Origin of the sequence: Neptunomonas qingdaonensis (genome assembly GCF_900113275.1) — a bacterium.
GTDB lineage: Bacteria > Pseudomonadota > Gammaproteobacteria > Pseudomonadales > Balneatricaceae > Neptunomonas > Neptunomonas qingdaonensis.
In genome coordinates, this window is sequence record NZ_FOOU01000013.1 from 24,930 (window position 1) to 49,473 (window position 24,544).

The 24,544-nt window shown below is 46.9% G+C and carries 25 protein-coding genes; 16 read left to right on the plus strand and 9 right to left on the minus strand.

Going from position 1 to position 24,544, the window contains the following annotated elements:
• Window positions 1–2 precede the first annotated feature (2 nt).
• Together mlaE and BM099_RS15990 are read right to left on the minus strand one after the other, a co-directional pair.
• A complete protein-coding gene (gene mlaE / locus BM099_RS15985; RefSeq protein WP_090729357.1) occupies window positions 3–785 on the minus strand; it encodes a lipid asymmetry maintenance ABC transporter permease subunit MlaE in 783 nt (260 codons plus the stop codon).
• Entirely contained in the window at window positions 778–1,599 is an 822-nt protein-coding gene (locus BM099_RS15990; RefSeq protein WP_090729358.1) for an ABC transporter ATP-binding protein, read from the minus strand. Before BM099_RS15990 ends, mlaE begins: the two co-directional genes overlap by 8 nt.
• A 188-nt stretch (window positions 1,600–1,787) precedes the next feature.
• Here BM099_RS15990 and BM099_RS15995 point away from each other — a divergent pair, with 188 nt between their 5' ends.
• The 13 genes from BM099_RS15995 to yjgA all read left to right on the plus strand — a co-directional run bounded on the left by BM099_RS15995 (window position 1,788) and on the right by yjgA (window position 11,652).
• On the plus strand, window positions 1,788–2,744 hold the full coding sequence (locus tag BM099_RS15995; RefSeq protein WP_090729360.1) for a calcium/sodium antiporter: 957 nt from the start codon (window positions 1,788–1,790) through the stop codon (window positions 2,742–2,744).
• 41 nt (window positions 2,745–2,785) lie between these two features.
• Entirely contained in the window at window positions 2,786–3,763 is a 978-nt protein-coding gene (locus BM099_RS16000) for a KpsF/GutQ family sugar-phosphate isomerase (RefSeq protein WP_090729508.1), read from the plus strand.
• On the plus strand, window positions 3,763–4,299 hold the full coding sequence (locus BM099_RS16005; RefSeq protein WP_090729362.1) for a KdsC family phosphatase: 537 nt from the start codon (window positions 3,763–3,765) through the stop codon (window positions 4,297–4,299). The genes BM099_RS16000 and BM099_RS16005 overlap by 1 nt, the downstream gene beginning before the upstream one ends.
• 2 nt (window positions 4,300–4,301) lie before the next feature.
• A complete protein-coding gene (gene lptC / locus BM099_RS16010; protein WP_090729365.1) occupies window positions 4,302–4,871 on the plus strand; it encodes an LPS export ABC transporter periplasmic protein LptC in 570 nt (189 codons plus the stop codon).
• A complete protein-coding gene (gene lptA / locus BM099_RS16015; protein ID WP_090729367.1) occupies window positions 4,861–5,370 on the plus strand; it encodes a lipopolysaccharide transport periplasmic protein LptA in 510 nt (169 codons plus the stop codon). The genes lptC and lptA overlap by 11 nt, the downstream gene beginning before the upstream one ends.
• 2 nt (window positions 5,371–5,372) lie before the next feature.
• Window positions 5,373–6,101 carry an LPS export ABC transporter ATP-binding protein gene (gene lptB, locus BM099_RS16020; RefSeq protein ID WP_090729369.1) on the plus strand — a complete coding sequence of 243 codons (729 nt, stop codon included), beginning with the start codon at window positions 5,373–5,375 and terminating at the stop codon, window positions 6,099–6,101.
• Window positions 6,102–6,171: 70 nt separating this feature from the next.
• Window positions 6,172–7,665: an RNA polymerase factor sigma-54 gene (locus BM099_RS16025; protein WP_090729371.1), complete on the plus strand. Its 1,494-nt coding sequence runs from the start codon at window positions 6,172–6,174 to the stop codon at window positions 7,663–7,665.
• A gap of 54 nt (window positions 7,666–7,719) precedes the next feature.
• Window positions 7,720–8,010 (plus strand): ribosome hibernation promoting factor, encoded by a 291-nt coding sequence (hpf, locus tag BM099_RS16030; RefSeq protein ID WP_090729373.1) that lies wholly within the window; start codon window positions 7,720–7,722, stop codon window positions 8,008–8,010.
• Between the two features lie 18 nt (window positions 8,011–8,028).
• A complete protein-coding gene (gene ptsN / locus BM099_RS16035; RefSeq protein WP_090729374.1) occupies window positions 8,029–8,487 on the plus strand; it encodes a PTS IIA-like nitrogen regulatory protein PtsN in 459 nt (152 codons plus the stop codon).
• A gap of 10 nt (window positions 8,488–8,497) precedes the next feature.
• Window positions 8,498–9,355 (plus strand): RNase adapter RapZ, encoded by an 858-nt coding sequence (rapZ, locus tag BM099_RS16040; protein WP_090729375.1) that lies wholly within the window; start codon window positions 8,498–8,500, stop codon window positions 9,353–9,355.
• A gap of 35 nt (window positions 9,356–9,390) precedes the next feature.
• Complete coding sequence (locus tag BM099_RS16045; protein ID WP_090729377.1) at window positions 9,391–9,660, plus strand: HPr family phosphocarrier protein; 270 nt, start codon at window positions 9,391–9,393, stop codon at window positions 9,658–9,660.
• Between the two features lie 98 nt (window positions 9,661–9,758).
• On the plus strand, window positions 9,759–11,111 hold the full coding sequence (gene mgtE / locus BM099_RS16050) for a magnesium transporter (RefSeq protein ID WP_090729378.1): 1,353 nt from the start codon (window positions 9,759–9,761) through the stop codon (window positions 11,109–11,111).
• Between the two features lie 4 nt (window positions 11,112–11,115).
• The gene (yjgA, locus tag BM099_RS16055) at window positions 11,116–11,652 is read left to right on the plus strand and encodes a ribosome biogenesis factor YjgA (RefSeq protein ID WP_090729380.1); all 537 of its coding nucleotides are present in this window, start codon (window positions 11,116–11,118) and stop codon (window positions 11,650–11,652) included.
• Between the two features lie 52 nt (window positions 11,653–11,704).
• Here yjgA and BM099_RS16060 read toward each other — a convergent pair whose 3' ends face one another.
• From BM099_RS16060 to BM099_RS16090, 7 genes are all read right to left on the minus strand, one after another.
• On the minus strand, window positions 11,705–12,514 hold the full coding sequence (locus BM099_RS16060) for a carbon-nitrogen hydrolase family protein (protein ID WP_244889951.1): 810 nt from the start codon (window positions 12,512–12,514) through the stop codon (window positions 11,705–11,707).
• The gene (locus BM099_RS16065) at window positions 12,514–16,398 is read right to left on the minus strand and encodes a YhdP family protein (protein WP_090729381.1); all 3,885 of its coding nucleotides are present in this window, start codon (window positions 16,396–16,398) and stop codon (window positions 12,514–12,516) included. The genes BM099_RS16060 and BM099_RS16065 overlap by 1 nt, the downstream gene beginning before the upstream one ends.
• Before the next feature lie 117 nt (window positions 16,399–16,515).
• On the minus strand, window positions 16,516–17,994 hold the full coding sequence (rng, locus tag BM099_RS16070) for a ribonuclease G (RefSeq protein ID WP_090729383.1): 1,479 nt from the start codon (window positions 17,992–17,994) through the stop codon (window positions 16,516–16,518).
• 57 nt (window positions 17,995–18,051) lie between these two features.
• Window positions 18,052–18,642, minus strand: coding sequence for a Maf family protein (locus BM099_RS16075; protein ID WP_090729385.1), 591 nt, complete (start codon window positions 18,640–18,642; stop codon window positions 18,052–18,054).
• Window positions 18,643–18,663: 21 nt separating this feature from the next.
• On the minus strand, window positions 18,664–19,152 hold the full coding sequence (mreD, locus tag BM099_RS16080; RefSeq protein ID WP_090729387.1) for a rod shape-determining protein MreD: 489 nt from the start codon (window positions 19,150–19,152) through the stop codon (window positions 18,664–18,666).
• Window positions 19,145–20,035 (minus strand): rod shape-determining protein MreC, encoded by an 891-nt coding sequence (mreC, locus tag BM099_RS16085; RefSeq protein ID WP_090729389.1) that lies wholly within the window; start codon window positions 20,033–20,035, stop codon window positions 19,145–19,147. The genes mreD and mreC overlap by 8 nt, the downstream gene beginning before the upstream one ends.
• 61 nt (window positions 20,036–20,096) lie before the next feature.
• Window positions 20,097–21,134: a rod shape-determining protein gene (locus BM099_RS16090; RefSeq protein ID WP_090729390.1), complete on the minus strand. Its 1,038-nt coding sequence runs from the start codon at window positions 21,132–21,134 to the stop codon at window positions 20,097–20,099.
• Window positions 21,135–21,282: 148 nt separating this feature from the next.
• Between BM099_RS16090 and gatC the strand changes: the two genes are divergently transcribed.
• Genes gatC through gatB form a run of 3 tightly spaced genes read left to right on the plus strand, consistent with a single transcriptional unit; the run spans window position 21,283 to window position 24,522 of the window.
• Entirely contained in the window at window positions 21,283–21,570 is a 288-nt protein-coding gene (gatC, locus tag BM099_RS16095) for an Asp-tRNA(Asn)/Glu-tRNA(Gln) amidotransferase subunit GatC (protein ID WP_090729392.1), read from the plus strand.
• A 33-nt stretch (window positions 21,571–21,603) separates the two neighbouring features.
• Window positions 21,604–23,055 (plus strand): Asp-tRNA(Asn)/Glu-tRNA(Gln) amidotransferase subunit GatA, encoded by a 1,452-nt coding sequence (gene gatA, locus BM099_RS16100; RefSeq protein WP_090729393.1) that lies wholly within the window; start codon window positions 21,604–21,606, stop codon window positions 23,053–23,055.
• Window positions 23,056–23,070: 15 nt separating this feature from the next.
• Complete coding sequence (gatB, locus tag BM099_RS16105) at window positions 23,071–24,522, plus strand: Asp-tRNA(Asn)/Glu-tRNA(Gln) amidotransferase subunit GatB (RefSeq protein ID WP_090729395.1); 1,452 nt, start codon at window positions 23,071–23,073, stop codon at window positions 24,520–24,522.
• The last annotated feature ends 22 nt before the right edge of the window (window positions 24,523–24,544 follow it).

Here is a 24,544-nt window from a genome sequence, read left to right on the forward strand (position 1 = left end):
TTTTATAAATCTCCGAACATCAATGCGGTTAAAATAAAATCCAATGCCAACACAGCCAAAGACGAATAAACAACCGTACGAGTGGTTGCCTGGCTAATGCCTTCTGACGTCGGCACGCAATCATATCCCTGAAAAACGGCTATCCAGGTCACTACCACCCCGAACACAAGCGCTTTAATAACACCATTAAGCACGTCTTCTGAAAAATCGACTGAGTTCTGCATATTCGACCAGAAAGAACCCTCAAAAATCCCCAGCCACTCAATACTCACCAATGCGCCACCAAAAACGCCAACCATCGCGAATATGACGGCAAGGATAGGCATTGAGATAAAACCTGCCCACAACCTGGGGGCCAGAATACGCCGCAATGGGTCAACGCCAATCATTTCAAGACTGGACAGCTGCTCCGTCGCTTTCATCAGGCCAATTTCAGCCGTTACCGCAGAGCCTGCCCGCCCAGCAAACAGCAAGGCAGTCACCACCGGCGCCAGCTCACGCACAAGACTTAATGCAACCATCTGGCCAACGGCTTGCTCTGATCCATAATCTACCAAAATAGTGTAGCCCTGCAGGCCTAACACCATGCCAATAAACAGCCCGGAGACAATAATAATAACCAGCGATAACACGCCGACAAAATAGATCTGCTTAAGCAATAATGGAAACATCACCACGGGCTCAGGCTTGGCTACTAAGGATTGCCACAATACGCCTCCCGCACGCCCCGCGCCTGCCAGCCGATCAAGCCCCAAACGCCCCAATGAGGCAATCTGATCAAGCATTAGCACTCTCCTGTGAAAAAAGATCAGTGAGCATATCATCCGTCGAAAAATGGAAAGGAACAGGACCATCAGGCAACCCTCGCATAAACTGCTGCACCTGTTCTGTGTCATTATTCAACAATTCCTCAGGTGTCCCTGAAGCAATAACATGCCCATCTGCCAGAAGAAAAATATAGTCTGCAATACTCAGGGTTTCCTGAATATCATGGGAAACAATAATACTGGTATGACCTAAGGCTTGATTAATCTGACGTATCAATTTGACCAGCACACCCTTGGCGATAGGGTCCTGCCCGGTAAAAGGCTCATCATACATAACAAGATCAGGATCCAGGGCTATCGCTCTGGCAAGGGCAACTCGCCTCGCCATACCTCCGGATAACTCACTCGGCATTAATCCCCTGGCCCCGCGTAATCCAACAGCCTGCAGCTTCAGCAAGACAATATCGCGGATCATGTCTTCTGGCAGCTCTGTGTGTACTCTTATAGGAAACGCGACATTCTCAAAGACGCTCATATCCGTGAATAAAGCGCCACTCTGAAACAGCATCCCCATTTTTTCACGCAACAGGAACAACCGCTGCCGAGATATCTGATGCACATTCAGCCCATCAACTTTAATAGAACCAGCGTCAGGTCGTAACTGACCACCGATTAACTTCAGCAGCGTAGTTTTACCTGTGCCTGAAGGCCCCATGATAGCGCTTATCTTGCCACGAGGAATTTGCATATCCACTGAGCGAAATATTTGCCGAGATCCACGACTAAAACTCAACCCCTCGATATCGATAATCGACTCAGAACCTTTGTTCATCGACATATAATTTAAAACCTGTTTCCTGCTAATGAGGAATTTTAGTGAATCGTTTTATACGTATTAAAATACAGCGGCGCACTATACCATCCGCAGAACAAAACATGAACAGAACTTCCTTTTAACTTGCACCATTTTTTGGTTCTGATTTAATAGGTCGCTTTTAATCAACGAGCACAATAAACACTATGTTATTTCCGATTTTATCCATCATCGCCGGACTGATTATTTTAGTCTGGAGTGCTGATCGTTTCGTGATTGGTGCCGCGGCAACCGCCAAAAATTCGGGAATGTCACCTATGCTGATCGGTTTAACGATTGTCGCTTTTGGTACATCCGCACCTGAAATCTTAGTGTCTATTATGGCCTCTATCAGCGACTCAGGCAGCCTGGCCGTGGGAAACGCGCTAGGCTCCAACATCGCCAACATTGGTTTAGTATTAGGTATCACTGCATTAATTGCACCTTTACCTGTTAAATCAGCCGTTTTACGTAAAGAAATCCCACTATTGCTAGGCATCACCCTGTTAGCAGGGGCAGTACTGATCAATTTAAACATCAGCCTTATCGATGCAATCTTGCTATTTTGTGCTCTGATCGGCTGCTTAGTGCTGTTTGCTAAGTTCCAAAAAAATAGCTCGCCGGACGATCAGCTTAACGACGAAGCAGAAGAGATCCCTGAGATGAGCACCCGTAAAGCGCTTTTCTGGCTTTTTCTGGGTCTTACATTACTCATCGTCAGTTCTCGCATGCTGGTGTGGGGTGCCGTAGATATTGCAACGCAATTAGGTGTATCCGAACTGGTCATTGGCCTGACGATTGTTGCCATTGGCACAAGCCTTCCGGAATTGGCGGCTTCTGTTGCCAGTGCATTGAAAAAGCACCACGATATTGCATTAGGCAACATCGTCGGCTCCAATATTTTCAACCTTGCAGCCGTCATGGCCATACCTGGCTTCGTTAATCCGGTGACGCTCGACGCCATCGCATTTAATCGTGATTATCTGGTGATGCTGGCGATGACCGTAGCACTGATTATCTTCTGCCTTCTGCAGCGCCCCGCTAGCATTAGCAGACTGGAAGGCGGCATACTAACAGCTTCGTATGCGGCATATATGCTTGTACTGTACAATATGTCTACCTGATTATGTCCACCTGGTTATAAAAGCAGAGCCTTATGAACGATATGAACAACACTAGCAAACCTTTTCTTGAGTCGGCTATCCGCACCATTAAATTGGAAGCCGATGCTGTTAATGAACTACTCGTCTACTTAGATGACAATTTCAATATGGCATGCAGCCTCATGATGGCGTGTACAGGGCGTGTGATCATTACAGGAATGGGTAAGTCTGGTCATATAGGCAACAAAATTGCGGCAACATTGGCCAGCACCGGAACACCTGCGTTTTACGTCCACCCCGGCGAAGCCAGTCATGGTGATATGGGAATGTTCACATCTAACGATGTGGTACTGGCCCTGTCTAACTCTGGCGAAACTGCCGAGATTATCACCATTTTACCTTTAATTAAGCGAATGGGCGCGCCGCTCATCAGCATTACTGCCAACCCACTTTCAACGCTATCTCAGGCAGCCAATGCCAATCTTCACATCGGTGTAGAAAAGGAAGCCTGTCCGCTGGGACTCGCGCCCACATCAAGCACCACCGCTCAGTTGGTATTGGGTGACGCATTAGCGATCGCGTTGCTAGAAGCCAAAGGGTTCAGCGCTGAAGATTTTGCTTTTTCTCACCCCGGCGGCAGCCTGGGCCGAAAACTATTATTGAAAGTTAAAGATATCATGCATTGCGGTGAAGATATTCCTATCGTCAAACAGGGCACACCGATTAACCAGACACTAATTGAAGTGACCGAAAAACGTCTGGGCATGACAACGGTAGTCAACGATCAAGGCGAGCTAGTGGGTATTTTCACTGATGGTGACTTACGCCGCACCCTGGATCAGGAGTTAAATCTCAAAACCACGGCTATTGAAAGCGTCATGACTCAACAATGCTCTACAATATCCGGGGATCTGTTAGCCGCCGAAGCACTTAAAATCATGCAAGATAAGAAAATCAACGCATTAATTATCTGTGACAACCAAAAACACCCTATTGGCGCATTAAACATGCACGATATGCTCAAAGCAGGAGTCATTTAATGCGCAAAATTGACAACCCGGCTTTGCGTTCACTAACAGCCAAGGTAACACTGGCTGTCTTCGATGTAGACGGCATCATGACTGACGGCAGCCTGCATTTTTTACCCGACGGACGTGAAGTGAAAATGTTTAATACACTTGACGGCCTCGGCGTTAAATTACTCCACAATGCCGGTATCGAAACCGCCATCATCACCGGCAGGCGCTCTCCGCAAGTAGAGATCCGCGCAGAAGCTCTGGGCATTACATACTTACGCCAAGGACGCGATGACAAGCTGGAAGCGCTAAAGGAAATTTGGGCTATCTCGGCGCACTCTGCATCAACAACAGCCTACATCGGTGACGACCTACCTGATCTTTCTGCCATCCGCGCCGTCACTTTCGGCGCAACCGTTCCAAACGCGCATCCTTTCGTACTTGAACATGCCGACTGGTGTACTGCATTGACTGGAGGGTATGGCGCTGCACGTGAGTTTTGCGAAGCGATACTGGATGCTCAGGAAAAACTAGACAGCGCCTATGAGAGGTTCTTATAGTCATGTTTTTTACGCGCAGTAAAACCAGAATCACATTGGCTGCGCTGCTGCTCGTACCTGTTTTTTCATATTGGATTATGAACGCTGATACCAGGGTTACAAATACGCCTCAGCCAGTGATCACTCATGGTGTAGATTACTTTATGAAAGAAGTCTCTACCAAAGAATTTGATTCCAACGGGGAGCTGCTACGCACCTTAAGCGCGGATACACTGCAGCATTTCCCTCAGGACAAACTAGCCAAACTTGAGCAACCTCGCATCAATCTATTCTCAAAAAACACGCACACCCTGCAAGTGCAAAGCCAATCAGGCATCTCCTTTGATGACACTGATCAGCTGGATCTGGTTGAACAGGTCATCATCACCCATAAACCATTAAGCGCAGAATCCAGCGAGTTGAAAACATCTACACTGAGCTTGCATCAAGCCCAGGGGATTGCCAAAACCAGCGCCCCGGTCGTGATAACTAAGCAAGCACACATCACGACAGCCACTGGCATGATTATTAACTATAAAACTAATACATCAGAGTTACTTTCCGATGTTAAAGGCACTTTCTATGTTAAATAACAGATCACTCATACAGCTGACTATTATTATCAGTGCCTGGCTAAGCCCACTCTGTTTCGCTTTGCCAACTGATCGTCAGCAACCCATACACATTAGTGCTGACAGCGCACAGATCGATGACAACACTGGCACGACCACCTACAAAGGCAATGTGCTAATGACGCAAGGCAGCCTGGAAATCCGTGCTGCCAACGTTTCCCTTTACCGGATTAATGATGAAGTCAGCCAGATCATAGCGACCGGCAGCCCGGCAAACTTTCGCCAACAGCCATCTCCGGGTCAAGCGGTAACTGATGCTTTTGGCGAAAAACTTGACTACCAGATTACAGATCAGACGGTCACCATCAGCGGAAAAGCACGCGTAGAACAAGCTGGCGATACCTTCAGCGGTGAACGTATTGTTTATCAAATGGATAAAGCCATAGTAAACGCATACAGTGGAAAAGGGTCATCTGGGCAGCGCGTCCAGATGGTCATTCAGCCCAAGGGCAAACAATAACGATGAGCACTCTTTTACAAGCTTTACATTTAGCTAAGTCCTATAAAAAACGACAGGTTGTACGTGACGTATCCCTGGAAGTACGCAGTGGCGAAATTGTCGGTCTGCTGGGGCCTAACGGTGCGGGAAAAACAACCTGCTTTTACATGATTGTCGGACTGATTAATTCGGATAAAGGTGCCATCCGTATTCAAAGCGATGATGTTACCAAGCTACCTATGCATGAACGCGCCCGCAAAGGTATTGGCTACCTGCCACAAGAGGCTTCGATCTTCCGCAAACTCTCAGTCCATGACAACCTGATGGGCATTTTAGAGATGCGCAAAGAGTTAAGTGCCGAACAGCGTACTGAAAAAATGGAAAGCCTGCTTGACGAGTTTCATATCACACACCTTCGCGACAGCCTTGGTATGAGTCTGTCCGGAGGTGAACGCCGTCGTGTAGAAATTGCCCGGGCGCTCGCATCGGAACCCACATTCATTTTATTAGATGAGCCTTTTGCTGGTGTCGATCCGATCTCAGTTAATGATATAAAACAAACAATAAAACACCTACAATCAAAAGGGATAGGCATATTAATTACCGATCATAATGTCAGAGAAACACTCGATATTTGTGAAAAAGCCTATATTGTTAGTGAAGGCGTCATTCTGGCTCAAGGTACACCTAAAGAAATTCTGGCTAACGAACAAGTAAGAACAGCCTACCTGGGGCACGCATTTACACTTTAAGCATTTTTAAATAGTAAGTACTCTTTAGTAAGCACAATAAGCAAGTTTTTCGGAGTAACGTTGTAATTTTATGAAGCAGTCATTGCAACTAAAAATGGGTCAACATCTGACAATGACCCCTCAGTTACAACAAGCTATTCGCTTGTTGCAGCTATCCACGCTTGATCTCCAGCATGAGATACAAGAAGCGCTGGACAGCAACCCCATGCTCGAAACCGGAGATGAATCTGACGAGCCATCTGAGGCACAACGAGAAATAACCACCCCCAGCGAAGATCACGATTTCGCAGAATCAAACGCGTCAAAAGATGAAAATATCGACAACTCTGCTGTCGATCAATGGAGCGACAGCATTCCAGAAGACCTTTCAACTGACTCGTCCTGGGAAGATACCTTTCAATCAACAACAAGCTCTGGCCAGCGAGACGATGACTCCTTTTTTGAATCCAATGATTCGGCCGAAGAAACACTACAAGATCATCTCAACTGGCAACTGAATCTCACGCCAATGAGCCCTGCCGATCAACTCATCGCAGAAGCCATCATTGATGGCATTGATAACGAAGGCTATTTACGCACCACAACCGAAGAGATTCTGGAACATTTCAAAGAAAGTGAACCGGACCTGTTTGCCGAAGCCGAATTAGATGAAGTCGAAGCAGTGTTACACCGTATACAACAGTTCGACCCGCCCGGTGTTGCCTCAAGAGACCTGGGAGAATGCCTCAGCATTCAATTGCGTCAACTGCCTGCTGACACACCTCTTCTTTCGCAAGCACTCACACTGTGCAAGCAATATATTCACTTACTGGGTACGCGTGATTACAAACAACTGTTACGCAAACTCAGGCTGAAAGAAGATCAACTCCAAGCCATTATTGTTCTTATTCAGTCACTTAACCCTTACCCGGGCTCAATGATTTCGAGTAGTAAAGCTGAATACGTGATTCCCGATGTCTATGTTGAGAAATTCCAAGGCGTCTGGACGGTCAGACTCAACCAGGAATCCTCTCCCAACCTCAGAATTAACACCAGTTACGCAGATCTTATCCGCCGTGCGGATAGCAGTGCCGATAACACCTATCTGAAAAACCATTTGCAGGAAGCACGCTGGTTTATTAAGAGTTTACAAAGCCGTAACGAAACGTTACTCAAAGTTTCCAGCCAGATTATCGAACGCCAATCTGAATTCCTTGAGCATGGCGAAGAGGCAATGAAACCAATGGTTTTGCATGATATAGCCGAAGCGGTTGAGATGCATGAATCTACGATCTCTCGTGTCACCACGCAAAAATACATGCACACCCCACGAGGGATTTTTGAGTTAAAGTACTTCTTTTCCAGTCATGTAAGTACGAACGATGGAGGCGCGGCATCATCTACTGCTATCCGTGCCGTTATTAAAAAAATGATCGCTGCTGAAAGCACAACCAAACCACTCAGTGATAATAAAATTGCACAACTGCTAGACCAGGAAGGGATACAGGTGGCAAGAAGAACGGTTGCAAAATACCGCGAAGCGATGGGCATTGCTCCTTCTAATGAAAGGAAGTGTCTGGTTTAATGAATATGTTCTGACGACAAACGTCGTTGTTTCTCGTTGTTTAAGGAGATACCTATGCAAATCAATATTACAGGTCATCACGTAGAACTAACTGAAGCGTTATCTGAGTATGTACATAATAAGTTTCAGAAGCTTGAGCGACATTTCGATAATATTACCAATGTACAAGTGACCTTAAGCGTTGATAAGCAACGCCAAAAAGCAGAAGCTGATATGCATATTGCCGGTGGAGAACTGTTTGCCACCAGCGAACAAGATGATATGTATGCATCTATTGATGGATTGATTGATAAGCTAGATCGCCAGATAATCAAACACAAAGAAAAAACCAAAAGCCATAAGTAACCTGAAAACTGAAATCACATGCCCATTCTGTCATTGTTAACACCTGAACGCGTTCTTCAAAATATTGAAGGCGGAAGCAAAAAACGTATCATTGAGTTAGTCAGCAAAATCATTGCTGAGTCTGACGATGACCTCACCGCGGAAGCGGTCTTCAGCGGCCTCATTGGCAGAGAACGATTGGGTAGTACCGGCATTGGCGAGGGTGTAGCAATACCGCACTGTCGCCTTGCCGGCGTTAACCAAGCCATCGGCGCTCTTATTTCCTTATCCGAGCCCATCGACTTTGATGCGATCGATAACCGACCGGTAGATTTACTCTTTTTCCTGCTAGTTCCTGAAGAAGCATGCGATGATCACTTAAGCACATTAGGAAAATTGGCTGAAGTATTCAGCCAGGAAGAGCTTCGTTCAAAGTTAAGAGACACCCACTCAAAAGAACAGCTATTAGAAGTAGCCACCGAGCTATTTCGAACATAGGATGGGATTTATGAAACTTGTCATCATCAGCGGGCGATCAGGCTCAGGTAAAAGTACTGCACTCCAGGCGCTTGAAGATGTTGGTTTCTATTGCATTGATAATCTTCCGGCAAAGCTTTTACCTGATTTAATTAACCACATGCTAGAAGATGACGCACAATTAACTCGTATTGCGGCCTGCATTGATGCAAGGAACTTATCAAGCAACCTGGAAAAGCTACCCGATATCTGGCGTCAATTTAAACAACATACTCAAATTTCAGTAGAGCTACTTTATCTGGACGCCTCTCACGATACATTGCTTAAAAGGTATAGCTCCACCCGACGGCGACATCCTATGGCCGAACTGGTTAGCAATTTACCTGACGCTATTGAATACGAGAGAACCCTGTTAGAACCCATTGCCGATTTGGCAGATCTGCGTATAGATACGACCCTCCTCTCTATATACGATCTTAGAGATTCTATTAAGCTAAGAGTCGCAGAACGCAGCGAACAGTCTCTTTCATTACAATTTGAATCCTTTGGTTTCAAGCACGGTGTCCCCATGGATGTAGACATGGTGTTTGATATGCGGATTTTACCTAACCCCTTCTGGATTCCTGAATTAAGAAAATTCACCGGTCGTGACCAGCCGGTTATCGACTTTCTGGATAAAGAAAAAGATGTCAAAGAAATGATTGAGGATCTTCAGAAATATCTCAGCAAATGGTTACCCCACTTCATGAAAAACAACCGTAGCTATGTCACAGTAGGTATCGGTTGCACCGGTGGACAACACCGCTCTGTGTATGTCACAGAACAACTCGCTAGTCATTTTAAAACACATATGGATAATGTGAATATCAGGCATCGTGAACTACATTAGATATAGTTCTACTATTCAGAAAGGAACAGGGCGCTATGCTCGATTTGAAAATAACCATAATAAATAAACTGGGCTTGCATGCGCGTGCCGCTGCCAAATTAATCAGCACAACCACTCGCTTTTCATCTGATATACGCATATTTAAAGACGGCCGGGAAGTGGACGGCAAGAGCATCATGTCAGTCATGATGCTAGCCGCCAGCAAAGGCACTGAACTAACTATCACCGCTGACGGTACTGATCAGGAAGACGCCATTTCAGCCATTGCAACCTTGATAAATAATCGCTTCGACGAAGAAGAATAAACACCGATGGCTAGCCGCAATTACTGAACCCATCCTCGCAATCCGCTATACTACGCCATCAAGAAATAATACCGTGATATTTCGCAGTTAAGGGCAATATGGCTACGAGTGACGAAACGACAGCGCTGGATAAACTCAATCGCTCTTTAGAGAGCGGAGCTTTTCAACATGCACGTTTTACGCTTAATAACTCGCTACGTCCTGCCGAAGTAGCACATTTACTAGAGAAATCTCCGCCTAAAGAGCGTGAAATTCTCTGGAATCTGATACACCCGGATAACGAAGGTAAAGTACTTCAATACCTCGCCGACGACATACAGTCAGACCTCCTCAGCAAAATGGACACCGATCGCGTTCTTGCCATCACAGAAACGCTGGATGCCGATGATGTCGCTGATGTTTTGCAACAACTACCCGAACGGGTAACTAAAGAACTGCTGAAGATCATGGATCAGCAGTATCGTGAACGCTTAGAAGTCATTCTTGCGTATCCGGAAGATACTGCCGGCGGCCTGATGAATACGGATACCGTTGTTATTCGTCCGGATATCACCGTAGAAACCGTATTACGTTATCTTCGCCGCCATAGTGAAATTCCGGAAATGACTGATAGCCTGTTTGTCGTCAGTCGTCGCAAAGAATCTTACATCGGCACGTTACCACTGACTAAACTACTGGTGTCCGATCCCGATATTACTGTTCGTGAGATCATGAACACCGATGTCGAGCCGATCCCTGTGGACATGCCTGATGATGAAGTGGCATCGCTGTTTGAAAAACACGACTTAGTCTCAGCACCCGTAGTCAATAAAAAAGGCAAATTGCTCGGCCGTATCACCATCGATGACGTGGTCGATGTAATCCGTGAGGACGCTGACCACTCCATGATGAGCATGGCCGGCCTGGATGATGATGAAGACACCTTTGCACCGCTGATGAAAACCACCCGACGGCGCGCCGTCTGGTTAGGCATCAACCTGATGACAGCGCTCCTCGCTTCGGCCGTTATCGGGCTTTTTGAAGCCACCATCAATCAAGTCGTCGCACTTGCTGTACTGATGCCTATTGTTGCTTCTATGGGAGGAATAGCGGGCAGCCAGACACTGACATTAATGATTCGAGGACAAGCATTAGGGCACGTAGAACGCTCAAATGCCGGTTGGCTATTAAATCGTGAACTGCTTGTTGGTACTTTAAACGGCGTACTGTGGGCACTTGTGGTCGCTGCTGTGGCCATCTATTGGTTTGATGACACCACCATAGGGTTAGTCATTGGGCTAGCGATCATTATCAATCTGATTGCCGGGGCATTAGCCGGCACTCTGCTCCCCATGATTCTTAAGTCATGGGGAATCGACCCTGCCTTGGCTGGCAGCGTATTATTAACAACAATTACTGATGTTGTAGGCTTTTTTGCATTTTTAGGTCTGGCAACCTACTTCTACGGATAACACAATGAACGAAGATAATTTCGAAAATATAGAGCATGACGATGACGATGACGAAAACTTCGTTAGTCGCTCGCAAAAAAAACGGGAAGTGGAAGCTTTGCAGTTATTGGGAGAGCGTTTGGTTGAACTCAAACCCGCCCATCTGGATAAGCTCCCTATCGATGAAACATTGCGCACCGCTATTGATTTCGCCAAAACCTTACCGCACCGCAGCGCACTGCGTCGTCAAATGCAATATATCGGCAAACTGATGCGTTTTGCTGACGGAGAAGCGATCGCAGAAGCGATCGACCGTTTTGATGTTACAAAAGAGGCGCATAATAAAGTTTTCCATAAACTGGAAAAGTGGCGTGACCGCCTGATTGCAAATGATAAAGACAACAGCATGCTGGATGTTATCATCTCAGAATACCCGCATACCGATATTCAACACCTTCGCCAGTTGGTTAGAAATGCGCAGAAAGAAGTTGCGCTAAACAAGCCACCGGCCGCCGCCCGTAAATTATTTAAATATTTACGAGAATTAGAAGAAAACCAATAATATCAGACAGGCTTAGGGGTTAAACAGTGACACAACCCCGGGCCTGTGTATTTTAGCGACGATGCAGCAGAACAGGCATACGCTGCCGCACTTGGCGCAACAGTTCAAAGTCTAACCCGGCTAACACAACGGCTTCTCCGCTTTCACAACGAGAGAGTACCGAGCCCCATGGATCAATAATCATTGAATCACCTGATGTTTCACGTGAGACGCTATGCACACCACCTTGGTTAGCGCCAAGGACAAAACACTGTGTTTCAATCGCACGAGCTCTTAACAACACTTCCCAATGTGCTTTTCCAGTCACCTTAGTAAAGGCAGATGGCACAACAATGATCTCTGCGCCCAGCTCTCTCAATTTCCAGAAATGATCAGGAAAACGCAAGTCGTAACAGATGCTCAAACCCACCCGCCCCATCTCCGTGTCCACCACGATCAACTCATTGCCTGGCGCAATCACATCTGATTCACGGTAACTGCCGTGACCATCTCTGACATCCACATCAAACAGATGGCGTTTATCATAACGACCTACCACATCACCTTCTGGGTTATATACCCGCAGTGCTGAGCGGACTTTCTGGCTTTCAGGGGTTTCGGCAAGTAACGGAAAACTGCCGGCAAATATCCATACCTTTAAAGACCTCGAAAGCTCACTCAGCCAACGGCTTATATTGCCTGCTTCAGTTTCATGTTTTGCCAACCTGAAAAGCTGCTGACTATCAAAGAGTGCAAAATTCTCTGGCAACAGCACTAATCTTGCACCCGCCTGCACAGCCTCGCGGATCAAGCGTTCCGCCACACGTAAATTGCTATTAAGGTCACTCGTAGAAACCATCTGTATAACAGCAACACAACTCACTATTTATCTCCTGATAAACCGGGATGAAGCTTACGCGATTTTGCACTACCAGGGGTCACAATTTTAATCTCGGGCTCTGCCCATGCCCCTGATAACTGGTAAGTTAATGTCGATACTTTTTCAAATTTATCGCCAATCAGTTTATCCAACAAGAAAACGGCTCCTGCTATTTGCGGCGCACCGAGTAAAACGGCTGCAATAGGTACATTACTGGTTAATGGCAACACGACATCCATCTTACTATCCAACGTTTGCTCAGCGATATTGATACTACCCTGCAAGTTTACATTCGCAGAAGGGCCATCCATCGTGAGGGGCTCCTGACTGTAGGCAACACCATTATTTAACAAATAGTTTGCTCTGATACTATCAAAAGCCACACCGGCTTTAACAAGATCAGTAAAATTAAGCTTCAAACGACGAACAACAGTATTGAGATTCAAAATACCGAACAGGCGTAAAATATTACTACTCTCCCCTGTTTCAATAATGCGCCCTTTTTTCAATAGCATAGTGTAACGGCCATTCAAGCGCTTTGTTTCAAAGTCCCACGGATACCCTGGCCATGAGAAATCACTCTGCATCTTCGTAAACTCCGACTCGATAACACCCTTATAGCCAAAGTGCCCGAGCAAGCTACCAAGATCCCCTCCCTCCAAAGTCATATTCACAAAGCTATCGGCATTGTTATTCTGCAGTCGCCAACCCGCCTCTCCCTTCATAATGAAGTCATTAAAGCTGCCCAGAATGTTTTTCATGGTCAACTGACCCACAACATCAGGCTCAATTCGCATCGACCAATGGCCAAACTTTTTTGAATCGATATACAGCTGCTTAATAGTAAGGTCTATCATTGGCCACTCTTGTGTATCTATAACCCGCGAGCCATTTTTACTACTGACTGAATCCTCTCCCTGCTCCTTATTCTGATTCAGATACAAATAATCAAGATTGATCTGATAAGGCCCTGAATTAACAGGCACTTTTATTTCACCAGCAACTTTTGGACTAGCAAAACCTATGGCTGTATGGGTAGCTGGAGCCGTACTCAGCACCAGATCAACATCATTGATCTGCACACTCCCTGCATTTAATCGCGCTACTTTCAGAACAAGTTGTTTCAGGCCTGCCCGGGAAGAAGACGAACTCTCATTACCCCACCACTGGTTACGGATCATAAAGGCTTTTAGTACGTCAATATCAACCAGAGCAAGACTCCCTTCTATCCAAAGCCCCGGCTCAGATGGCTCAAGAGGACGCTTACCACCAAAACTAATGCGCGTACGTGGCGCACCGTCAATAGCCTTGGTCACACCACGAAGTTGATCTCCGAGCTTATAGCGCCAGACAGGGTCTGTAATACCTATTTGTGCAACTATCTGCAGTGGCAAAAGCGCAGCGGCCTCTTTACCAAACGGCACCGGCGCCTGTAACGACACCCCCTTCAGATCGGAGTCGATCACCAGCTTATTACACGCGGCAGAACCGGAACAAATATCCAGCCGTGCATTAATCGCGGCGCTTCCTGCCGCACTTTGTAACAGATTGAAATCTATCTGTTTTTTTAGTGCATCAATACCAATATTACCGGAAAGGTAGACGCGTGTAAGTGCCGGAACCCCCTGCCTTTTTACAACCGGTTCTATACGAATACTCACCGGCGCGTTCATTAGGCTTGCCTGAAGATTGTTACTAGTGAGGCCTTTTTCTGAACTAAATTTAATATCGCCAACTACCTGACTAAAAGCCAATTTAGCCGCCCGATCCTGAAATAGGCTATTGGCCAAATGGGAACTCACCGTCACCACAGGTGTTGTTTTTCCCTGTAACGGCACCACTAGACTGACATCTGTATTATGCTTCCCACTGAGTTCCCAGGTATCCAGCCCTGCCCCAACGCTATCGTGCAGCGATGTGGTACGTAAGACTGTCAAAATATCGCCGGCATCTCCCGCTACTGTGGCTTTTACACTTAAATCAGTCGATCCCGCCGGCAACTGAACCTCTACCCTGCTGGCACGGCTGTTCAGCAATGCGCCACGCTCTGCTTTAATATCTAATCCCGTCTCATCCAGACGAACTTTCAGGTCGGCCTGACTGATAACCGGCCAGTCAGGCTGGAACTTAACGGTCGCATCAGACACGTCAAAGTAGAGCTGCACGGATGGCGGCAAGCGATCAGGTAAGCTCCTGGTGCCGGCTCTGAGAACTACCATCCCCTCATTAACATGGCCTCCCTGAATAGCATCAGATACCCATTGATGCAGCGACTCGCCAACGACTTCAGGAGGAATATATAAAGAAGCCTGGCGACCATCAGTATCCTTCATGCCGATTAATAATGTCAGCTCTGTCTGATACTCTCTATCTAACGGCAGATACATACTAAAACGCCCGGCTGCCGTTGTTGCTGAACTTTCAAGATTGAGTAAACTACTATTAACCGTCACCACTGGGCGCTCGTGCCCTACTCTGCTCTCGATAACCCAGTTAACCCGACCCTTGGCGTGACTATATTCCCACCCCTGTGGGAAAAGATGAGGAAAACCCATGTGGAAATTTTCAGTATTAAGATCAATAGATCCCGTATCCTTGGTAAAGCCCAAACGACCCGTTACATTTTTTAATACGGGCGCGCCATAATAATTCTCAACACTGACCTGATGCAGATCAGCAGCGCCTTGGAAGCGTGAGTAATCATGTCTATCTGACCAGGCTATTTGCAGATTTTTCAGAGATCCTTTTGCATTGAGTTTTAACAACGCATCGTTAAGGCTCTCAGGAAGGTAGGGCTTATCAGTAAACCATTCTGACAACATGCCAAGATCTATCTCCTTCACATTGATCTGCTGCAAAGCGACTTCATCTTTACCCCAGATAACGTCGGCGGAGACAAAAGGCATAGTTAATTTCGCCTTACTATTCTGAACAATCAGATCAGATACAACGACATTAAATTGTTGGGGGTTGCTCGGTTGCAGCGTAAAAGTCAGTGCGCTGTCCGTAATATTCTCCAGCGAACTTTGCTCAAAAGACAACTGAGTAATCTGTAATGCCCCCTGCACAGAGTCGAGCCTGCGGTTATTCCAACGCCCCCACAGCTCAGCACCCATATCAAGGCGTTTTACACTAAACGGCAACTCGATAAGGTTCAGGTTTAGTAACTGCTGCCCTAGATTACTGACTTTTGCATAAAGCCGGTAATCGCCCGCCAACGGATCTAAAGGAAGGTTTTCTGTTTCAATGGCAAACTCAACTTGAGACTCACTGTTACCCGCCACTGGCAATGTTAACGAGCCATGCAGGTAGTGCTGTTCAGCCGCATTGTTTAACAGAAAAGTGATCGGGAATAACCGTTGCATCTCGCCCTGCTCCGGGTACAGTGACAAGCTGGCATTGCTAAAGGAGACTTCAGGTTGCCGCGACAATATCGCGATAATTTGACGAACAAAAGCCGAGGCATTGGCAGGCATATTATCATTCGAAGCAGCGGCTCCCCAGCGTCCTTCGCGCTGATGGACGTTTACCTCCGTCTGCTCAACCGATAATTTCGCAAATACAGGAAACAGCGACCACAAGGATGCCAATAGATCCACTTCAGCATCCAGCTGTCGGACACTGAAGTTAATATCAGGTCCTGCTTCAGACTCAGTCAGGGTTCTGATGTCGCGCAATTGAAAAACCGGATAACGCCCTTCCCAATGCGCCGAAAGTTCGCCAATACTGACCGCAGCCCCGGTTCTTTCAGAAAGGAAAAGCTCAATAGTAGATTTATGTTCTGCTATAGAAGGCAAGAACTGACGGCTAACCGCGACCAATATTGCCACTAACAGCAATAACACCAGTATTGCCCAACCAACCCAGCTATAGATACGATTCAGCATCAGACTTTATCCACTCGCCGTGTCGGAGAGTACTGTTTTGCAGAGTACTATTACGGAAAGTACTATTAATGAAAAAATAACGCGAAAAATATACGCTATACCACTAACCAAACACGGTTATCGCAGTACAACATCAAATTGCTCAGGGCTATACATCGCTTCCACCTGAAAGCGAATAGTTTTATTAATAAAGGCTTCCAGTTCGGCCACATGGTCTGAAGCGTCATCTGTTAAATATTCGACAACAGCGGCGGAGGCAAGCACCAGATAAGCATCAGTATCATAAGCCCGATGCTGACGTAAAATCTCCCTGAAAATTTCATAACATACCGTGACAGGGGTTTTAATAGAACCTCGCCCCTGACATTGGCTACAGGGTTCGCAAAGAATATGCTCCAGACTTTCCCGGGTACGTTTTCTGGTCATTTCGACCAGCCCAAGCTCAGATACACCCGTCACTTTACACTTAGCATGATCACGCTCAAGCACCCGCTCAAGCGTTCTCAGCACCTGACGCTGATGCTCAACTAACTCCATATCAATGAAGTCAATAATAATAATGCCACCCAAATTTCTTAGTCTCAACTGCCTGCCAATAGCAGTCGCTGCTTCAAGGTTGGTCTTGAAAATAGTCTCTTCCAGATTACGATGACCGACAAAACCACCCGTATTTACATCAACGGTCGTCATCGCTTCTGTCTGATCAAAAATCAAATAGCCACCGGACTTTAAATCAACTTTTCGCCCCAGCGCCCTTTGCATCTCGTCTTCAACGTTATAAAGATCGAATATAGGCCTTTCACCTGGATAATACTCAAGGTGATCAAATATTTCAGGCACCAGCGCTTTCGAGAAGGACTGCGCTTTCTGGAAGGTTTCCTTGGAATCAATACGAATTCGCTCCATCCCTGTATGTGCCATATCTCTCAACGCACGCATATTAAGCGGTAGATCTTCATATACATTTGAGGGTACTGCCGCGGTCTTAATATCGGCTTCAATAGATTTCCACAAACGCCTTAAGAACTGAACATCGGCCACTAGCTCTGTTTCAGAAGCGCCTTCGGCCACCGTTCTTAAGATATAGCCTGCGGTATCAGACTCATCTGATGCAACGCTGTTCTGCAATGCCGTACGCAGCCGCTCGCGCTCTTCAACATCTTCTATACGTTGCGAAATACCCACATGGCTGTTACCCGGCATATAAACAAGATAGCGGGAAGGGATTGAAATATGTGTGGTTAAACGCGCGCCTTTAGTACCGATCGGGTCTTTAGTCACCTGTACGACCAGCGCCTGTCCCTCTTTTAGCACCTGTGAAATCGATATACTGCTTTTCTCTTCACCATTGGCAGGCTGTGGTAACACATCCTCAACATGAATAAAGGCGGCTCGTTCAAGGCCAATTTCAATAAATGCCGCTTGCATACCAGGCAGCACCCGCACGACCTTCCCTTTATAAATATTACCGACTATTCCCCGTTTCGCCGAACGCTCTACATAGATCTCCTGCGGCATCCCGTTTTCAATAACAGCAACGCGGGTTTCCATCGGGGTGAAATTAATCAGGATTTCTTCTCCAACGTTTGCTGCCACAGCAATATTCCTATCTATTTTTTAATGTTAGCTTTTTAAATATTAGATTTTAAAACATTAGACTTGCCAAATTTTGATCCCAGCCTTACCTAAGAGTTCCGCGGTTTCTGCTAATGGCAGACCGACAACGTTGGAATAACTCCCTTCTATCTTGCCAACAAATACAGCGGCATATCCCTGAATACCATATCCGCCGGCTTTATCGCATGGCTCCCCTGTCTGCCAATAACGGCGACATTGCGCGACATCCAAGGCTTTAAAAGTAACATGTGTCACGACCACCTGGCTATTAGCATAACCATTACCGGTCAACGCGATACCCGTCATAACCTGATGCGTTCTGCCAGACAATTGCTGCAGCATCTCTACTGCCTGTTCTTCAGAGTCTGGTTTACCCAATATTACGCCATCAACAACGACCGTCGTATCTGCACCCAACACTGCACTCTGCTGAGAGTTAGGGAGAGGGTTGCGCTGGAATCCTGCTTGCGATTTTTCACAGGCTAAACGACGCACATAATCTTCAGGCCGCTCACCAGGCAGGACGCTTTCATCAATATCCACACTGCATTGTTTAAAAACAACACCTATCTGTGCCAATAACTCCTTGCGCCTGGGAGAAGCCGAAGCCAGAATCAAATCACACATAAGCGACTCTAATCAGAAAATTTAATTGACGTGAAAAGTCCGTCGTATGCCTCTTAAAATAACAAAAACCCAAGGCCACAAAATCGCACTAACAACAGCCGGCAACAGAAAAATAAGACTGTCGCCGGTACTACCGGACAGAGATTGAATCCAGTGGAAGATCAATTGATTAATACCCACCAGCACCAGCACCATCATCGCCTGCTGCCACAAAGGATACATTCTCAACCTTTTATGCAGTATCAAGGTGAGGAATGCTACCATCGTTAGTGAAAGCGCATTCATGCCAAGCAAACTGCCCTTTAACACATCCAGTGCCAGCCCTGATACCCACGCCATACCAATGCCGAAACGGTGCGGTAATGCCATGACCCAATAAATAACAATCATGGCAACCCATTCAGGCCGCCACCAAACAAACATGGCGGGCAACGGCATTTGACTTAGAATAAATCCAATGATCAAGGTGCCGATAACTATCAGCACGCCCCCATTATGCCGTTCATTCATCTGCTTTCTTTTCCTCAGGAAGCACTGGGTTTTGCAAAGTGTCTTGCAAGGGCTCTTCCCGATTCTCACTCACTGGCTCAACCAGTAACAAATGCCGGCTTTTATCTAAGCGTGCCGCAGGCACTGCTTTTACAATTGAAAATGGCCGCCCCGGGTCACGCACAACACTGGTCACTTTCGCCACCGGATACCCATACGGGAAACGCCCTCCTAATCCAGAAGATACCAACAGATCACCAACACGCACATCCGCCGTATCAGGAACATGCTCTAACTCCAGCTCATCCAATGTGCCTTTACCCAGTGCAATAGCACGAAATCCATTGCGATTAATCTCAACCGGCAGCGCATGGCGTGCATCTGTAATCAGCATAACCCGGCAGGTATAGTGCGATACATCTACGACTTGCCCAAGCACGCCTCTTGCATCCAAAACAGGCTGACCAAGGAAAACACCGTCCTCCTGGCCTTTTCCCAAAATGATCTGATGCTGGAAGGGATCAGGATTAACGCCAATCAACTCGGCTAGCTGCACCTCATTTTTAATCCGCTGACGACCGCTCAATAGCTCACGAAGCCGCAAGTTTTCAGTCGTCAGTGCGGACATTTGCTGGACTTGCTCATCCAACAGGATAACTTCAGAACGCAACTGAATATTATCTCTGACAAGAGAACGACGACTCACCAGTACATCAGACAGATCATCTGCTACACGGGTGGGCAGATCCACCAACCACTGGACAGGCGTCATCACGAGAGAGAGCACACTACGTGCTTCGCGAGTACGGGAAGAGTTCAGGTCGCTGACTATAAATAAAATGGCAAGCAAGACCAAAACAATGAAAAAAAGACGAGGTATACCGCCCTTAAATATTGGCTTCACGCGACCACCCTCCTCAATCTCAAAGAAGGGGTTTCACAGCTATTCATAACAACAACCGCTGTTATTCGAACGTTAGCAGCTCAAACGCGTGCTTATCCAGCAACTCCAACGCTCGACCACCACCACGGGCTACACATGTAAGAGGGTCTTCCGCCAGAATAACAGGAAGGCCTGTTTCTTCGCTGATCAAACGATCAATATGGCGCAACATTGAACCACCACCGGTTAACACGATACCTTGCTCTGCGATATCAGATGCCAACTCAGGAGGACATTGCTCAAGCGCACTTTTAACCGCCTGCACAATAGCAGAAAGTGGATCCTGTAAAGCTTCCAGAATCTCATTACTATTGAGTGTAAAGCTACGTGGAATACCTTCTGCCAGATTGCGACCGCGCACATCGATTTCAAGTACTTCTTTACTTGGATATGCAGAGCCAATCTCTTGTTTGATACGCTCAGCGGTAGCTTCACCGATCAGGCTACCGTAGTTGCGACGCACATAAGTAACGATTGCTTCATCAAAGCGATCCCCACCAATGCGCACAGATTCTGCATAAACAATACCGTTCAAAGAGATGACGGCGATTTCAGTAGTCCCACCGCCGATATCCACAACCATCGAACCACTGGCTTCTTCAACAGGTAAACCAGCACCTATCGCAGCAGCCATCGGCTCTTCAATCAGATAGACTTCACGTGCACCGGCACCCAAAGCAGATTCTTTAATGGCACGTCGCTCTACCTGCGTTGATTTGCAGGGAACACACACAAGCACTCTCGGGCTAGGCGAGAAAAAGCTATTATCATGTACTTTGCTAATAAAATACTGCAGCATTTTTTCAGTAACATGAAAGTCTGCAATAACACCGTCTTTCATTGGACGGATCGCTGTAATATTACCTGGTGTACGGCCCAGCATGCGCTTAGCGTCTTTACCAACAGCAGCGACAGACTTTTGATTACCACTTTGTCTGATCGCAACGACAGAAGGTTCGTTAAGAACAATGCCTTTATCACGTACAAAAATCAGCGTGTTAGCTGTACCCAGATCGATTGATAGGTCGCTCGAAAACAGACCCCGTATTTTTTTGAACATGTCGAATGGAAACCTTAAAGAGTTACAGGTATAGCTGAGGTATTTTTAAAAACACGTAACTCTAGCAACGGCAGGCATTTAGAGCAAGGAGCAAATATGTTAAGTTAGTCTTTTTTTCGCCAAAACCGAGACAGTTAGCGAGATCACCATGGCTCTAAACAGAACCGATGTAGAAAAAATCGCCCATCTGGCGCGTTTGCAAATAGATGAGAACGATGTACCCGAATATGCAAAAAATCTGTCCAACATACTGGACCTTATCAGCCAGATGCAAGATATCGACACCTCCGATGTGGAACCACTGGCCCATCCACTCGATGCAGTGCAGCGCCTGAGAGCGGATATCATTACTGAGCAAAATCAGCGCGAGCACCTTCAACAAGCCGCACCTGCAGTAGAAAACGGCCTGTTTCTAGTGCCTAAAGTGATTGAATAATAGCGCCCGCGAACGATTTAGGACTAAATAAAGATGTTAAATAAAACACTGGCCGGATTGGCCAAAGGGCTTCAACAGGGCGAATTCAGTAGCGTTGAGCTGGCTCAGGCATATCTTCAGCGCATCAAAAACGAAGACAGTAAATACAACAGTTTTATTACTGTTACTGAAGAACTCGCACTACAGCAAGCCGCGGCTGCCGATGCCAGCCGTGCAGCAGGTAACGCCAGCATAATGACCGGCTTGCCAATTGCGCATAAAGATATTTTTTGCACACAAGGCGTACGCACCAGCGCTGGTTCAAAAATGCTGGATAATTTCATATCACCTTATGATGCAACAGTTATCCGCAAATTTAATGCAGCAGGCTCAGTGACGCTGGGTAAAACCAATATGGATGAGTTCGCTATGGGCTCGTCAAATGAATCCAGCTTTTACGGCCCATCCCGCAACCCCTGGAATACGCAGCATGTGCCTGGTGGATCTTCTGGTGGTTCAGCGGCAGCCATTGCCGCCGGACTCGCGCCTGCAGCAACCGGCACAGATACTGGCGGATCGATTCGCCAGCCCGCTGCATTTTGCAACCTCACAGGCCTTAAACCTACGTATGGCCGTGTTTCCCGTTACGGCATGATTGCCTACGCATCTTCATTAGACCAAGGCGGCCCCATGGCTCAAACGGCTGAAGATGCGGCTATGATGCTGAATGTCATGGCAGGTATGGATCCACTCGACTCTACCAGTGTTGAGCGTGCGGTTCCTGACTACACAGCCAACCTGGATGCACCACTGGCAGGTTTAAAAATTGGCTTACCAAAAGAGTTTTTCTCTGCCAGCCTGAACCCTGAAATCGCCGCACTGGTTCGCGCCGCTGTCACAGAATATGAAGCATTAGGCGCAACAGTAAAAGAAGTCAGCCTGCCAAATACAGCCTTATCAGTGCCCGCCTATTACATCGTTGCACCAGCGGAAGCGTCATCAAATCTGTCCCGTTTTGACGGTGTACGTTACGGTTATCGCTGCGAAGATCCGACAGATCTTGAAGACATGTATAAGCGCACCCGCGGAGAAGGCTTTGGCACCGAAGTCAAACGTCGCATCATGGTCGGCACCTATGCCCTTTCTGAAGGGTTTTATGATGCTTACTACAAAAAAGCGCAGCAGATCCGCCGCTTAATCCAACAAGATTTTGTGCGCGTATTATCTGAAGTCGATGTCATCATGGGGCCAACAACGCCAACGCCGGCCTTCAAGCTAGGCGAAAAGACATCTGACCCTGTAGAAATGTATATGGAAGATATCTTCACATTATCGTTAAATCTGGCAGGATTACCCGGCATGTCTATTCCCTGCGGTATGAGCAATGGTCTGCCGGTAGGCTTACAGATTATCGGTAACTATTTTGCTGAAGAAAAACTTTTAAATGTCGCCCACAAATTCCAGCAGGCAACTGACTGGCACACCCTGAAGCCTGCAGGTCTTTAAGAGGAATAACGAATAATGGAATGGGAAACAGTGATCGGGCTGGAGATTCATGCTCAGCTCGCGACAACCACTAAAATTTTCTCGGGTGCCAGCACTGCCTACGGGGCGGAGCCAAACACCCAGGCGTGCGCTGTCGATTTAGCATTACCGGGTACACTACCCGTTTTCAACGAAAACGCGCTACGTATGGCCGTTATGTTTGGTACGGCGATTGATGCTGAAATTGGCAAGGTATCTGTCTTTGATCGTAAGAATTATTTTTACCCGGATTTGCCGAAAGGCTACCAAACCAGTCAACTTTTCTACCCTATTGTGGGTGAAGGGCACATTGATATCGAATTAGAGGATGGCAGCACAAAACGCATTGGCGTAACACGTGCCCATCTTGAAGAAGACGCGGGAAAATCACTCCACGAAGAGTTCGCCAGCATGACAGGTATCGACCTGAACCGCGCCGGCACACCACTGCTGGAGATAGTATCTGAACCGGATATGCGCTCTGCTGAAGAAGCCGTGGCCTACGTGAAAAAAATCCACTCTCTGGTGACTAATCTGGGGATCTGTGACGGCAATATGGCAGAAGGTTCTTTCCGCTGCGATTGCAATGTATCTGTTCGCTACAAAGGAGAGGCTCTGGGCAACCGCACAGAAACCAAAAACATCAACTCTTTTCGCTTTATAGAAAAAGCGATTAAGGGTGAAGTCGCGCGCCAGATCGATATTCTCGAAGATGGTGGCCGCATTACTCAGGAAACCCGCCTGTACGATGCCGACAAAGATGAAACCCGTTCAATGCGCAGTAAAGAAGAAGCCAACGATTATCGCTACTTCCCTTGCCCGGACCTGCTCCCTATCGTCATTGATGACGAGTATATCGACGCGATCCGTAAAACACTGCCAGAATTACCCGATACCCGCCGGGCGCGTTTTATCAACACTTACCAATTATCATCTTATGATGCCGGCGTGTTATCTGCTTATAAACCGCTATCTGACTTTTTTGAAACAGTGGCCACCACATCGGCTGACGCTAAACTCTCCGCAAACTGGGTGATGGGGGAGCTCTCCAAGCACTTGAATCAGCACGATACTGACATCAAAGACAGCCCTGTATCGGCAGAGCAGTTGGGCGGCTTGCTGCAGCGAATTAAAGATAATACCGTTTCAGGAAACATTGCCAAGAAAGTATTTGAGGCCATGTGGAAAGAAGGCGGTAGTGCTGATGAAATTATCGAAGCAAAAGGCCTGAAACAGGTAACCGATACGGGCGCTATCGAAAAAATAGTCGACGAAGTCATTGCTAATAACCAAAAGCAAGTTGATCAATACGTCGCTGCGGAACCCGATAAGCGCGGAAAAATGATTGGTTTCTTTATGGGACAAGTGATGAAAGTATCAGGCGGCAAAGCCAACCCAGGCCAGGTACAAGGCATGATGAAGCAAAAACTGGACGCTCTCTGCCCTTAGGGTTTGCCCTATAGAAAAACCA